This is a genomic window from Tenacibaculum sp. UWU-22 (assembly GCF_041021355.1).
In the GTDB taxonomy this organism is placed as follows: domain Bacteria; phylum Bacteroidota; class Bacteroidia; order Flavobacteriales; family Flavobacteriaceae; genus Polaribacter.
This window is the reverse complement of sequence record NZ_JBFNGP010000001.1, coordinates 1,002,687-1,015,297: the sequence shown is the minus strand read 5'-3', so window position 1 is coordinate 1,015,297 and position 12,611 is coordinate 1,002,687. Positions and strand designations below refer to the sequence as shown.

General features: G+C 32.0%; 13 protein-coding genes. 9 read left to right on the top strand and 4 right to left on the bottom strand.

Translation table 11 applies throughout. The annotated features are described in order from the left end of the window. The 4 genes from bioD to bioB all read left to right on the top strand — a co-directional run bounded on the left by bioD (window position 1) and on the right by bioB (window position 4,379). Window positions 1-618: a dethiobiotin synthase gene (bioD, locus tag AB2B44_RS04530; protein WP_369048355.1), complete on the top strand. Its 618-nt coding sequence runs from the start codon at window positions 1-3 to the stop codon at window positions 616-618. A gap of 35 nt (window positions 619-653) precedes the next feature. Beyond that, window positions 654-1,919: an adenosylmethionine--8-amino-7-oxononanoate transaminase gene (gene bioA, locus AB2B44_RS04525; RefSeq protein WP_369048354.1), complete on the top strand. Its 1,266-nt coding sequence runs from the start codon at window positions 654-656 to the stop codon at window positions 1,917-1,919. Between the two features lie 152 nt (window positions 1,920-2,071). Beyond that, window positions 2,072-3,226 (top strand): beta-ketoacyl synthase N-terminal-like domain-containing protein, encoded by a 1,155-nt coding sequence (locus tag AB2B44_RS04520; RefSeq protein WP_369048353.1) that lies wholly within the window; start codon window positions 2,072-2,074, stop codon window positions 3,224-3,226. Window positions 3,227-3,281: 55 nt separating this feature from the next. Then, window positions 3,282-4,379, top strand: coding sequence for a biotin synthase BioB (bioB, locus tag AB2B44_RS04515; RefSeq protein ID WP_369048352.1), 1,098 nt, complete (start codon window positions 3,282-3,284; stop codon window positions 4,377-4,379). Window positions 4,380-4,517: 138 nt separating this feature from the next. Here the strand turns inward: bioB and nadB are convergent, their stop codons facing one another. The 3 genes from nadB to AB2B44_RS04500 all read right to left on the bottom strand — a co-directional run bounded on the left by nadB (window position 4,518) and on the right by AB2B44_RS04500 (window position 7,781). After that, the gene (nadB, locus tag AB2B44_RS04510) at window positions 4,518-6,083 is read right to left on the bottom strand and encodes an L-aspartate oxidase (protein ID WP_369048351.1); all 1,566 of its coding nucleotides are present in this window, start codon (window positions 6,081-6,083) and stop codon (window positions 4,518-4,520) included. 3 nt (window positions 6,084-6,086) lie between these two features. Next, complete coding sequence (nadA, locus tag AB2B44_RS04505; RefSeq protein ID WP_369048350.1) at window positions 6,087-7,085, bottom strand: quinolinate synthase NadA; 999 nt, start codon at window positions 7,083-7,085, stop codon at window positions 6,087-6,089. Between the two features lie 105 nt (window positions 7,086-7,190). Further along, window positions 7,191-7,781, bottom strand: a complete 591-nt coding sequence (locus AB2B44_RS04500) for a methyltransferase domain-containing protein (protein ID WP_369048349.1) — start codon at window positions 7,779-7,781, stop codon at window positions 7,191-7,193. Window positions 7,782-7,945: 164 nt separating this feature from the next. Between AB2B44_RS04500 and AB2B44_RS04495 the strand changes: the two genes are divergently transcribed. Beyond that, window positions 7,946-8,815 carry a cupin-like domain-containing protein gene (locus AB2B44_RS04495; RefSeq protein ID WP_369048348.1) on the top strand — a complete coding sequence of 290 codons (870 nt, stop codon included), beginning with the start codon at window positions 7,946-7,948 and terminating at the stop codon, window positions 8,813-8,815. 103 nt (window positions 8,816-8,918) lie between these two features. Here AB2B44_RS04495 and AB2B44_RS04490 read toward each other — a convergent pair whose 3' ends face one another. Beyond that, complete coding sequence (locus tag AB2B44_RS04490) at window positions 8,919-9,926, bottom strand: aspartate-semialdehyde dehydrogenase (protein WP_369048347.1); 1,008 nt, start codon at window positions 9,924-9,926, stop codon at window positions 8,919-8,921. A gap of 290 nt (window positions 9,927-10,216) precedes the next feature. Here AB2B44_RS04490 and AB2B44_RS04485 point away from each other — a divergent pair, with 290 nt between their 5' ends. The 4 genes from AB2B44_RS04485 to AB2B44_RS04470 all read left to right on the top strand — a co-directional run bounded on the left by AB2B44_RS04485 (window position 10,217) and on the right by AB2B44_RS04470 (window position 12,600). Next, the gene (locus AB2B44_RS04485; RefSeq protein ID WP_369048346.1) at window positions 10,217-11,464 is read left to right on the top strand and encodes a peptidase U32 family protein; all 1,248 of its coding nucleotides are present in this window, start codon (window positions 10,217-10,219) and stop codon (window positions 11,462-11,464) included. Continuing rightward, window positions 11,464-11,694, top strand: a complete 231-nt coding sequence (locus tag AB2B44_RS04480) for a ferredoxin (protein ID WP_369048345.1) — start codon at window positions 11,464-11,466, stop codon at window positions 11,692-11,694. Before AB2B44_RS04485 ends, AB2B44_RS04480 begins: the two co-directional genes overlap by 1 nt. Window positions 11,695-11,767: 73 nt before the next feature. Then, complete coding sequence (locus AB2B44_RS04475) at window positions 11,768-12,097, top strand: ArsR/SmtB family transcription factor (RefSeq protein WP_369048344.1); 330 nt, start codon at window positions 11,768-11,770, stop codon at window positions 12,095-12,097. A 32-nt stretch (window positions 12,098-12,129) separates the two neighbouring features. Further along, window positions 12,130-12,600, top strand: a complete 471-nt coding sequence (locus tag AB2B44_RS04470) for a DUF6428 family protein (RefSeq protein WP_369048343.1) — start codon at window positions 12,130-12,132, stop codon at window positions 12,598-12,600. The last annotated feature ends 11 nt before the right edge of the window (window positions 12,601-12,611 follow it).

Here is a 12,611-nt window from a genome sequence, read left to right as displayed (position 1 = left end):
ATGAAACAACAAAAGTTTTTTATCACGGGTATTTCTACCGAAGTGGGTAAAACAATAGCTTCTTCAATTATAACTGAAGCCTTACAAGCCGATTATTGGAAACCTATTCAAGCAGGTGATTTAGACTATTCTGACACACATAAGGTTAAAAAACTCATTTCAAATTCAAAATCTGTTTTTCACCCAAATGCATATGCGCTACAAACACCTATGAGCCCACATGCATCGGCCGAAATTGATAAAATTACTATTGATATCAATAAAATTAAAGAACCCGCAACCAAAAATAATTTAGTAATTGAAGGAGCTGGCGGATTATTAGTCCCTCTAAACAACCAACACACTATTTTAGATATAATAAAACATGATTATAAAGTTATCGTGGTTTCGCGACATTATCTAGGAAGCATTAACCACACACTATTAACTGTAAATCTTCTAAAAGAAAAAGGGTATAATGTGTCATTAATTTTTTCTGGAAACGAACATAAAACCACTGAAACAATTATTAAAACAATGACTAACGTTCCTGTAATTGGACGTATTGAAGAAGAGCCTTATTTTGACGAAAACGTAATTAAAGAATATGCTGAAATGTTTAAAAAAAATATTTTATAAAAACATAAACGGCATCAACCCACAAACAATTTAGTATGACACTTCAACAACGCGATAAAAAGCACTTATGGCATCCATTAAAACAACACCAAACACATCCTGATAGTTTAGGAATTGTAAAAGCTAAAGGGTGCATACTAACCGATGAAAATGGTAATGAATACATCGACGCCATTTCTTCGTGGTACACTTGTGTTTTTGGGCATTGTAACGATTTTATCACTAGCCGCGTATACCATCAAATGCAAACACTAGACCAAATAATGTTTAGCGATTTTACACACGAACCAGCAGTAACGTTATCAGAAGAATTAATTAAAATTCTTCCAAAAAATCAAAATAGAATTTTTTTTAACGACAATGGCTCTACGGCTGTTGAAGCAGGTATTAAAATGGCTTTGCAATACTATTTTAATAAAGGCGAAAAACGCAATACGTTTATTGCTTTTGAAAACGGATTTCATGGTGATACTTTTGGAGCCATGTCTGTTTCTGGATTATCTGTTTATAATGGTCCTTTTGAAGATTTTTTAATGGACATTAAACGAATTCCTGTTCCGAATGGAAAAAACAACGATGCCATTTTAATTCAATTACAAGAAATTATAGCTAACAATAAAGTTGCTGGATTTATCTATGAGCCTTTAATACAAGGAGCCGCAGGAATGAAAATCTACAAAGCAGAAGACTTAGATATTATTTTACAAACTTGCAAAAACAATGCTATTTTAACCATTGCTGATGAGGTAATGACTGGGTTTGGAAAAACGGGCAATTATTTTGCTTCTGATGAAATATCTATTAAACCCGATATTATGTGTTTAAGTAAAGCCTTAACTGCTGGTTTAGTACCTATGTCAATTACTTCGTGTACTGAAGAAATTTATACCGCCTTTTTAAGTAACGATATTGCTAAAGGCTTTTTTCATTGCCATACCTATTCTGCTAACCCAATAGCATGTAGTGCCGCTCTAGCAAGTATTGAATTATTACAAACCCATAAAATTCAAGAAAATATTCAATTTATTGAAAATGCCAATAAATTATTTGCTCAAAAAATAGAAAGCCATCCAAAAGTGAGCTCAACAAGATATAAAGGGGTTGTTTTAGCCATCGATTTAAACACAAAATCGAATCGATACGGCACATTACGCGACCAACTTTTACAATCATTTATGAGTCAAGGTGTATTTTTACGCCCACTAGGAAACACCATTTACATTCAACCGCCTTATATTATTACGCAAGAACAACTTGATAAAATATACACGAGCATACAAAAGGTTCTCGACTCACTCTAAAATATTTTTATTGTCTAAATTTTATGAGAAGATAAACACTTTATTTTCTTCTAAATACCTAATTTACCTTTACTTTTGCCCTGTCAATCTTGAGTATATTTTAAGCTGTTCAACTAGCTAAAAAAGGCATCTCTATATAACGCGATCAAAAAATGCAACAACCTGTTTCTATAACCGCTTTTGCTTCTGTTTCTGCCTTAGGAAACAATTCAGAAAATAGTTGGAAAAACTACCTAAACAATTCTCATTTTTTAACCTTAAAACAGGTTAACAGCAATAAAGTGTGGGTTGGCGAATTAACAGAATATGATAAACAAGCCATTGAAAAAATTAAAAATTCAGATACTAAATACAAAAATTTAGACCCCACTGTTTTATATGCTCTTTATGTTGCCAGAAAAGCCATTAAACACACCCAATGGCAACCAACCGATAATTTTGGAATTAATATTGGTTCTTCTCGTGGAGCAACCACGTTATTCGAAAAATTTTACAAAGAATTTTTAAAAACAGGTAAATCGTCTACTTTAAGCTCTCCAACAACTACGTTAGGTAATATTTCATCTTGGATAGCACATGACTTGCAAACTAACGGGCCTGAAATTTCGCATTCTATTACCTGTTCAACAGGCTTACATTCATTATTAAACGGTGTTGCTTGGTTACAATCAGGAATGGCAAAAAAATTTATGGTTGGTGCTAGTGAAGCCCCATTAACCGATTTTACTATAGCTCAAATGCAAGCTTTGAAAGTGTATTCGAATGAAACGGATACCTATCCCTGTAAAGCATTTGATTTGAATAAAACCAAAAATACGATGGTTTTAGGTGAAGGTGCTGCCGTTTTTTGCTTAGAGCTTGGAAATCAAAAAAATGCTTTAGCTCTGATAAAAGGAATAGGATATGCTACCGAAGTATTAAAACACAACACCTCTGTAACTACAGATGCAGAATGTTTTCAAAAATCAATGAAAATGGCGTTAGGCTCTATTAATCCTGATGAAATTGATGCTGTTGTAATGCATGCTCCGGGCACGATTAAAGGTGATGAGTCAGAAATAAATGCAATTAACAAAGTTTTTAATAACAACCCTCCATTTTTAACAACTAATAAATGGAAACTGGGGCATACATTTGCCACCTCTGGCTTATTAAGCCTAGAGTTAGCAATCTATATGTTACAACATCAACAAGTAATTGAAGTGCCTTTTGCTAACAAACAACCTCATCCTAAACAATTAAAAAAAATCTTAGTAAATGCCGTTGGATTTGGCGGAAATGCCGTTTCTGTTTTAATAACAAAATAATTCGCAAATTACAATTGATTATTTTATTTTTACACCCGCAAACAAACACAAAATTATGGATGCCATTAGACACGATTGGACGAAAGAAGAAATTCTAGCAATACATAATAAACCTTTTATGGAGCTTCTATATGAGGCTGCTACAATGCATAGAAAATACCACGACCCTAATACAGTGCAAGTAAGCACCCTTATTTCTATAAAAACAGGTGGGTGTTCAGAAGATTGCGGTTATTGCCCGCAGGCAGCACGTTACCACACCAAAATTGAAGGAAATGATTTAATGACTGTAAATCAAGTAAAAGCGCATGCCTTACGAGCTAAAGAAGGTGGTTCGTCGAGAATTTGCATGGGTGCTGCTTGGAGAAATGTAAAAGATGGCGCTGATTTTGACCAAGTATTAGAAATGGTACGTACCATTAATAAGCTAGACATGGAGGTTTGCTGTACTTTAGGAATGGTTACCGAAAATCAAGCAAAACGCTTAGCTGAAGCTGGTTTGTATGCTTATAATCATAATATTGACACATCAGAAGATTATTACGACGATGTTATTTCAACACGTGCCTTTAAAGATAGAATTGACACTATTGAAAATGTGCGAAAAACCAATGTAACAGTTTGTTCTGGCGGAATTATTGGTATGGGAGAAACATTAGAAGACAGAGCTGGAATGCTAGAAACCTTAACGCGTTTTTCTCCACATCCAGAGTCAGTACCTATTAATGCATTAGTAGCTGTAGAAGGTACGCCTTTAGAAGACCAACCGCCCGTAAACATTTTTGAAATGGTACGTATGGTTGCCACAGCACGTATTGTACTTCCTGATTCGCAAGTGCGTTTATCGGCTGGTAGAACCCAAATGAGTAAAGAAGGGCAAGCTATGTGTTTCTTTGCTGGTGCAAATTCTATTTTTGCAGGCGATAAGTTATTAACCACTCCAAATCCTGATATTAATGAAGATATGGCGCTGTTTAAAAGCCTAGGGTTAAATACTCAAAAACCATTTTTTAAACACGAGCAAAGAGAGTCGGTTGAAGCTGAAAACTCTAAATACCAAGCTTTAGGCGAAAAACCAAAATGGACTCGACCTGATCATACAATTGAGCGTAACGAACAAAAAAAGCAAGAGGCTAAAGAGTTAGAATCTTAAAATAGTTATACTTTATTTTAATTGCATAGTAGTACGTTTATACTCAATTTTAATCTTACTACTAAGCTCTATTGGTATTGTTTTTATATATCTTTTGCCTGTAGTATCTTTATATTAAAATAAAAACCAAGTATGTTTTTAGTGGTTATCAACATTAAAAAAACCTCCAGCATTCTCTTTTCTTTTTATCGAAAATTGAGTTATTAAATATGCCACTGTAATTAAATTTCTAAGCTCACACAGGTTTTTAGAAATATTATAATTTTTATATAAAGACATACACTCTTCGTACAACACTTTAAGTTTTTTTTCGGCCCGTATTAAGCAATCATCAGATCTAACAATACCTACATAATCACTCATAATATTTTTAACATCTACTATTTCGTGAGTTATTAAAATATTTCTTTTATTTTTAAATGTATTTAAATCATCCCATTCTGGTATGCCCGTAACAGGTTTCAAATTATTAAATATATTTTTTATGTGTAAAAAACTTTTATGCGAGTAAACGATGGCTTCTAGTAGCGAATTAGATGCTAATCTATTAGCCCCATGTAATCCTGTGCTTGAGCACTCTCCGCAAGCATATAAATTATTTATTGAGGTTCTTCCTTTTTTATCTACCTTAATTCCTCCACACAAATAATGTGCGGCAGGTGTAACAGGAATTAAATCGTGCCTAACATCGATACCTACACTTAAACACTTTTCTAAAATATTTGGAAAGTGCTCGCGAAAACTTTTATATTCTAAGTGTCTACAATCTAAAAAAACATACGATTCTCCACTTAATTTAAGTTCTGCATCTATTGCTCTTGCAACAATATCTCTTGGGGCTAATTCTAAACGAGAATCGTATTTCGACATAAACCGAACCCCATCTTTATTTTTTAGATACGCACCAAAACCTCTAACGGCTTCAGAAATTAAAAAGGCGGGAGATTTTGGAGGCAATTCGTACAACGCTGTTGGATGAAACTGAATAAACTCCATATTTTCTAACTCTGCTTTTGCTCTATAAGCCATTGCTACGCCATCTCCAGTAGCAACCTCAGGGTTAGTTGTTGTTCTATATACTTGACCAATACCTCCTGCAGCAAGCATTGTTACTTTTGAGGTTATTGTTTTAATCTGTTTGTTTTTTTCATCAATGGCATATACTCCAAAACAATTTATTTTAGATTGTCTTTCAACTTTTTCGCCTTTATGATGTTCTGTAATTAGATCTATCGCAAAATGATTTTCTAATATTTCTAGATTAGAAAACTCTTTTGCTTTTTTTAATAGCGCTCTAATTATCTCATAGCCTGTAATATCTTTATAATGTAAAATTCTATTTTGGCTGTGCCCTCCTTCTTTTCCAAGATCAAATCTACCTTTTTCAGACTCGTCAAAACGAACGCCCCAATCAATCAATTCATCTAATAAAGCTGGCCCTTCTTTTATAACCATTTCAACAACCGCTTCATCACAAAGTCCATCACCTGCTATTAGGGTATCTTTTATATGTTGATCAAACGAATCTGTATCTAAATTATTAACTATTGCTATACCGCCTTGAGCATATTTAGTGTTTGATTCAAATTTATCTTCTTTTGTTATTATTGTAATTTTTGAATCTTTAAAATGCTCAGCAATTTTAAGAGAAAAAGAGAGGGCTGCTATTCCTGATCCAATTACCAAAAAATCTGTTTCATACATAATTTAAGAAGATAGGTTTAACATTTTTTCAATAGGCAATAATGCTTTTTTACTCAATTCTTCTTCAACTTCTATGTTTGGTATTTCGTGTTTAAGACACAGATATAGTTTTTTTAAAGTATTTAACTTCATATAGTGGCATTCACTACACGCACAAGTATTATCTTCTTTTGCAGGTGCTGGCAATAAAACTTTCTTTGGCACCTGTTGTTGCATTTTGTGTAAAATACCCGCTTCAGTTGCTACGATAAATTTATTTTTAGGACTATTTTTTACATAGTTTAACAATCCAGATGTAGAGCCGATATATGTAGCTGCTTTTAATATATGTCGAGGAGATTCAGGATGTGCTATAATTTCTGCATCAGGATGTTCTTTATATAAATCGATTAATTTTTCAATAGAAAAAGCCTCGTGTACCATACAAGCACCATCCCAAAGCAACATATCTCTTCCTGTTTGTTGATTTAAATACTCTCCTAAATTTTTATCTGGAGCAAATATTATTTTTTGATCTTTTGGAAAAGAGTTAATTATTTTTAAAGCATTTGATGACGTACAAACAACATCACTCAATGCTTTTATTTCTGCTGAACAATTGATATACGTTACCACCTTATGATCTGGATGCGACTCAACAAACTCTTTAAACTCTTGTGGAGGGCATGAGTCTGCCAATGAACAACCCGCATTTAAATCAGGTAATAATACTTTTTTATTCGGATTTAATATTTTTGCTGTTTCTGCCATAAAATGAACACCCGCAAATACAATAACATCAGCATCCGTTTTTGCTGCTTGCTGAGCTAATGCCAAACTATCTCCTACAAAATCTGCTATATCTTGAATAGCATCTTCTTGATAATAATGCGCAAGAATAATTGCATTCTTTTCTTTTCTAAGCTTTTGAATGCTTTCTAGTATATCTATGTTATCAGGAACATTTATATCCAAAAAACCATTTTTAAGTATTTCTTTTTTTGAAAATTCTGTCGAGTCCATGATCTATTTTAAAATAAAATACAAAAGTATACAATATTGCATTAACTCGTTTAGTTATAGGTGGTATTTTATAAAAACTCACGCTAGAAAAACAATATAAATTTTTTAAAATTCCTTTTTTATGAGTTTAATAAACAATTCTATTTCTTTTCTAGACTCTTCAGAATTATATGCACGTTCCATTTTTTCAATAGTAAAAAAGGGCGTAAACAATTCACGGTAAATCATGCTATTTCCTCCAAAAGGTGGGTGGTCATCATTTAATTTCGAATCAAAAAGAAGCCCCACTATTTTTCCTTTTTCAGCCAATAAATCATGTGCTTTTTTAACATATTGCAAGCGTAGTTTTGGATTAATTGCACAAAAAAAAGTTTGTTCAATAATTAAATCAAAAGAATTAGTTATGTCAAAAAAATTAGTGTGTAATAAATTTTTTGAAGGAAATTTAGGAACCCTTTTTTTTAAATTCTTAAGGGGCTCTTCGGCAATATCTGCGACAAAAACATTTTTAAATGCTTTATTGAATAAATATTCTGCCTCGTAAGAATTACCTCCTCCAGGAATTAAAATACGTAAATCTTTATTTGTAAGCTGGTCTATATATTCTTTAATCGGAGTAGAAACACTGCCTAAATCCCAACCTATATTTTTATTTTTATATCTATCGCTCCAAAACTCTTGGTTTAAGTCTATCATAATGGTGTGTTTTTGTGTTAATAAAATTAAGTTAATTTTTAATTCATTAAAAATTTTTGAAAGATTATTTCAATTTATCTAATACGTATAACAAAGAGGTTTTTCTGTATTAAATCCTATAAATTTTATTTTACAAATTCTTAACTTTGCCAAAAAAAATAGATATGGAATTAAATTTAACCAAAGTAGATCGGGTTGAAACAATTACCAAAAAAGATTTTATAAAAAATTATCTTAAACCACAAAAACCGGTGGTTATTGAACGTTTTATCGAAGATTGGCCTGCTTATTCTAAATGGTCGTTAGATTATATGAAAGAAATTGCTGGCGATAAAACAGTACCTTTATACGACGATAGACCTGTAGACTATAAAGATGGATTTAATGAGCCACATGCCTCTATGAAAATGAGTGAATATGTTGATTTATTAAAAAGTAAGCCAACAAAATATCGAATTTTTTTATGGAATATCTTAAAAGAAATTCCGCAATTACAAAACGATTTTACGTTTCCTGATTTTGGTATACGATTAATGAAAGGGTTACCTATGCTGTTTTTTGGAGGACGCGACTCATACACCTTTATGCATTACGATATTGATTTAGCTAATATTTTTCATTTTCATTTTGAAGGAAAAAAGAAGTGTATTTTATTTGATCAAAAACAAAATAAACATCTATATAAAATTCCACATTCACTAATTACTCGTGAAGATATTGATTTTAACAATCCTGATTTTAAAAAATGGCCTGCGCTTAAAAATGCCAAAGGTTATGTTGCCGATTTAGAACATGGCAATGTATTGTATATGCCTGAAGGATGGTGGCATTACATGCGATACGTAACCCCTGGTTTTTCAATGAGTTTAAGAGCTGTTGCCCGTAACCCTAAAAATTTAGGAAAAGCCATATACAATGTATTTATTATGCGTACCATAGATAACACCATGAGGCGCATTAAAGGGCAAAAATGGATAGATTGGAAAAATAACCAAGCTATTACTAGAACAAACAAAGCAAACCCTATATCATAACCAAATACGATTAAGTTTACTCAAAAGATAGTTTTACAAATAAAAAAGCCCGTAATAAAATCTCTCACAAGTTTATTACGGGCTTTTTATATGATGAAAAAAGTTAAATTGCTATTGATGTATTTACTAAATTATTAGCTACTAAATACTCTGCAATTTGTATGGTGTTTGTAGCAGCTCCTTTACGTAAGTTATCTGATACAATCCACATATTTAATGTATTTGGTTGTGATAAATCTCTACGAATTCTACCAACAAATACAGAATCTTTTCCTTCAGCATAAAAAGGCATTGGATAAATATTGTTATCAATATCGTCTTGAACAACAACACCGTCTGTTTCTGCTAAAATAGCACGAACATCATCTAATTCAAAGTTGTTTTCTAGCTCAATATTTACGGCCTCACTATGCCCGCCAACTACGGGAATTCTAACCGATGTAGCCGTAATACCAATACCTGGATCATTTAAAATTTTGTGTGTTTCACGCACTAATTTAAGCTCTTCTTTTGTATAACCTGCTTCTTCAAAAACATCGCAATGAGGTAAGGCATTTTTATGAATTTGATACGGATACGCTTTTTCGCCGTCAACACCATTCGATTCGTTTTCTAATTGCTTAACCGCTTTTACTCCTGTTCCTGTTATTGATTGATACGTTGAAATTACCAAACGTTTAATACCATATTTTTTATGTAATGGTGCTATTGCTAAAACCATTTGAATAGTAGAACAGTTTGGGTTTGCAATAATTTTATCTTCTTCTGTTAATACAGACGCATTAATTTCTGGTACAATCAATTTTTTTGTAGAATCCATTCTCCAAGCAGAAGAATTATCAATTACTGTAGTACCTACTTCTGCAAATTTTGGAGCCCACTCTAATGAAGTATCTCCTCCTGCCGAAAACAAAGCAATATCAGGATGCATTGACACTGCTGTTTGTAAATCAACTACCGAATAGTTAGTTCCTTTAAATTCAACTTGGTTTCCTACCGAACGTTCTGAAGCTACTGGAATTAATTCTGTAACTGGAAAATTACGTTCTGCTAATACTTGTAACATTACGTTACCTACCATTCCAGTTGCGCCTACTACTGCTACTCTCATTTTTTTCTATCTCTATTTTAAATTATTAATAATCAGCATTAAAAACGTTGCAAATATTTAAAAAAATAAATAAACTCTATTCTTTTTCGTTCAAAAAAGTAGTGTAAAGTTTAAAATATATCAAAAAAACAAAAAAAGATGTATTTTTAAACAGCCTAACTTAAAAAAAAGTTGATTTTTCATCTTTATATTTTATTAAAAAAAGCCCGTACTAAATATTCTGTAAAACAATAACATTTAAAAATCAGTACCTTTGCAAAAATTTTTTAGACGGTAAATTTTAAAGAATAATGCAAAAAATAGAGTTAATGGCGCCTGCAGGTAACTTCGAGTCGTTACAAGCAGCTTTAGATAATGGATGTGATTCGGTATATTTTGGTGTAGAACAACTAAATATGCGAGCTCGGGCATCTATTAATTTTACTTTAGATGATTTAAAAGAAATTTCTCGCCGATGTAGTGCTAAAAATGTTCGTACCTACCTTACTTTAAATACAATTATTTACGATCATGATTTATCTATTGTAAAAACACTAATTAAAAAAGCTAAAGAAGCTAATATTAGTGCCGTAATTGCTATGGATCAAGCCGTAATTAGTATGGCACGAGCTGAAGGAATGGAAGTGCATATTTCTACTCAAATTAATATAACCAATATCGAAACGGTGAAATTTTATGCCCTTTTTGCCGATACTATTGTATTAAGTAGAGAATTAAGTTTGCGTCAAGTAAAAAAAATTACTGAACAAATTGAAAAAGAAGAAATAAAAGGGCCCTCAGGACGTTTATTAGAAATTGAAATTTTTGGTCACGGTGCCTTATGTATGGCTGTTTCTGGCAAATGCTATATGAGTTTACATTCTCATAATTCTTCTGCAAACCGAGGCGCATGTAAACAAAATTGCAGAAAAAAATATACCGTAATTGATCAAGAATCTGGATTTGAAATGGAACTCGATAATGAGTATATTATGTCTCCTAAAGATTTGTGTACAATCGATTTTTTAGATCAAGTTGCCGATGCAGGTATTAAAGTATTAAAAATTGAAGGTCGAGGACGTGCGCCAGAATACGTTGCCAAGGTAATTAAATGTTATCGTAATGCAATTGATAGCTTGCATAACGGAACGTATGATAAAGAAAAAGTTATTTCTTGGATGCAAGAATTAGAAAAAGTATACAATAGAGGTTTTTGGAATGGCTATTATTTAGGTCAAAAATTAGGTGAATGGAGTAACGATCCTGGCTCGCATGCTACTCAAAAGAAAATATACTTGGGCAAAGGTGTGCATTACTTTCCGAAAGCAGCAATTGGTGAATTTAAAATTGAAGCCTACGATTTAGCTATTGGAGACACCATTTTAATAACAGGTCCAACAACAGGTGCACAACAAATGGAATTAAAAAGCATGTTTGTAAACGATAAAGTAGCACAAACAGCAACAAAGGGTGATGAGGTAACCATAAAATTAGACTTTAGAATTCGCCCATCAGACAAATTATACAAAATTGTTAAAACTGAATTTGCCAAAAACTGATGGTCGTAATTACTTTACAAAGAAAAAAATGTATTGGGTGTAATTATTGTGTCGAGTTGGCTCCGGCACAATTTCAAATGTCAAAAAAAGACGGAAAATCTGTTTTGTTACATGCCGTCGAAAAAAAAGGATTTTACACTTTAAAATCTAACGACGATACTATTTTTGACAACTCTTTGGAAGCCAAAAAAGCATGTCCTGTAAAAATTATTGATGTAAAACAAGTATAAAATATACCCTTATTTTAATTTAAAATTTTGTTAGCAACTATATTAATCGTAATATTGCAATTAAACAATAAAGATGGGTTTAGCTAAAACTGAAATATTTACCGATTTACAAAATGAAATAGCCCTTTTTGCTAAGGTTTTTTCACACCCTGCAAGAGTTGCTATTATTCAACATTTATTTAACCTTAATGCTTGTGTTTGTGGCGACTTGGTAAACGAAATTGGACTAGCACAACCAACTATTTCTCAACATTTAAAAGAATTAAAAAACTTAGGGTTAATTAAAGGAAACGTAGAAGGCACAAGTGTTTGCTACTGTATTGATGAAAATAATTGGATAAAAATGAAAACTTTGATGGGTAAATTTTTAAATCAAAACATTTCCAAAACTAATTGTTGTTAACGCTTTTAATAACAGCATATAACTACAATAATATGAAACTTTCAGAGATAAAAAATAAATTAAGCACATTAGAAACCATTTGTTTCGAATTACCAAACGGAAAATTAGTTCCCAGTCACTTTCACGTAACAGAAATTGGCAAAATCACAAAACATTTTATTGATTGTGGCGGAACCGTAAGAAATGAAGAAGTTGTGAGTTTTCAACTTTGGAATGCCAACGACTATAACCACAAACTATATCCTGAAAAATTACTCAAAATTATTGAGCTTTCTGAAAAAACCTTAAACATCAATGATAATTTAATTGTTGAAGTTGAATACCAAGGTAAAAGTATTGAAAAATACGGTATTGATTTTGACGAAAAAAAGTTTATTCTAACAACAAAACAAACCGACTGCTTAGCGAAAGACAAATGTGGTATTACAACAGAAAAACCAAAGGTTAAGCTATCTGATTTACAAAAGCAACCTTGCTGTTTACCTAATGAAAACTGTTGTTAAAACTTAATTAT

What these genes read in the sequence shown, in the direction of transcription:
- bioB (WP_369048352.1), top strand. Translation starts at nt 3,282, where the DNA reads ATGGATGCCATTAGACACGATTGGACGAAAGAAGAAATTCTAGCAATA.
- bioD (WP_369048355.1), top strand. Translation starts at nt 1, where the DNA reads ATGAAACAACAAAAGTTTTTTATCACGGGTATTTCTACCGAAGTGGGT.
- AB2B44_RS04480 (WP_369048345.1), top strand. Translation starts at nt 11,464, where the DNA reads ATGGTCGTAATTACTTTACAAAGAAAAAAATGTATTGGGTGTAATTAT.
- bioA (WP_369048354.1), top strand. Translation starts at nt 654, where the DNA reads ATGACACTTCAACAACGCGATAAAAAGCACTTATGGCATCCATTAAAA.
- nadA (WP_369048350.1), bottom strand. Translation starts at nt 7,085, where the DNA reads ATGGACTCGACAGAATTTTCAAAAAAAGAAATACTTAAAAATGGTTTT.
- AB2B44_RS04500 (WP_369048349.1), bottom strand. Translation starts at nt 7,781, where the DNA reads ATGATAGACTTAAACCAAGAGTTTTGGAGCGATAGATATAAAAATAAA.
- AB2B44_RS04490 (WP_369048347.1), bottom strand. Translation starts at nt 9,926, where the DNA reads ATGAGAGTAGCAGTAGTAGGCGCAACTGGAATGGTAGGTAACGTAATG.
- AB2B44_RS04495 (WP_369048348.1), top strand. Translation starts at nt 7,946, where the DNA reads ATGGAATTAAATTTAACCAAAGTAGATCGGGTTGAAACAATTACCAAA.
- AB2B44_RS04470 (WP_369048343.1), top strand. Translation starts at nt 12,130, where the DNA reads ATGAAACTTTCAGAGATAAAAAATAAATTAAGCACATTAGAAACCATT.
- AB2B44_RS04475 (WP_369048344.1), top strand. Translation starts at nt 11,768, where the DNA reads ATGGGTTTAGCTAAAACTGAAATATTTACCGATTTACAAAATGAAATA.
- AB2B44_RS04485 (WP_369048346.1), top strand. Translation starts at nt 10,217, where the DNA reads ATGCAAAAAATAGAGTTAATGGCGCCTGCAGGTAACTTCGAGTCGTTA.
- AB2B44_RS04520 (WP_369048353.1), top strand. Translation starts at nt 2,072, where the DNA reads ATGCAACAACCTGTTTCTATAACCGCTTTTGCTTCTGTTTCTGCCTTA.
- nadB (WP_369048351.1), bottom strand. Translation starts at nt 6,083, where the DNA reads ATGTATGAAACAGATTTTTTGGTAATTGGATCAGGAATAGCAGCCCTC.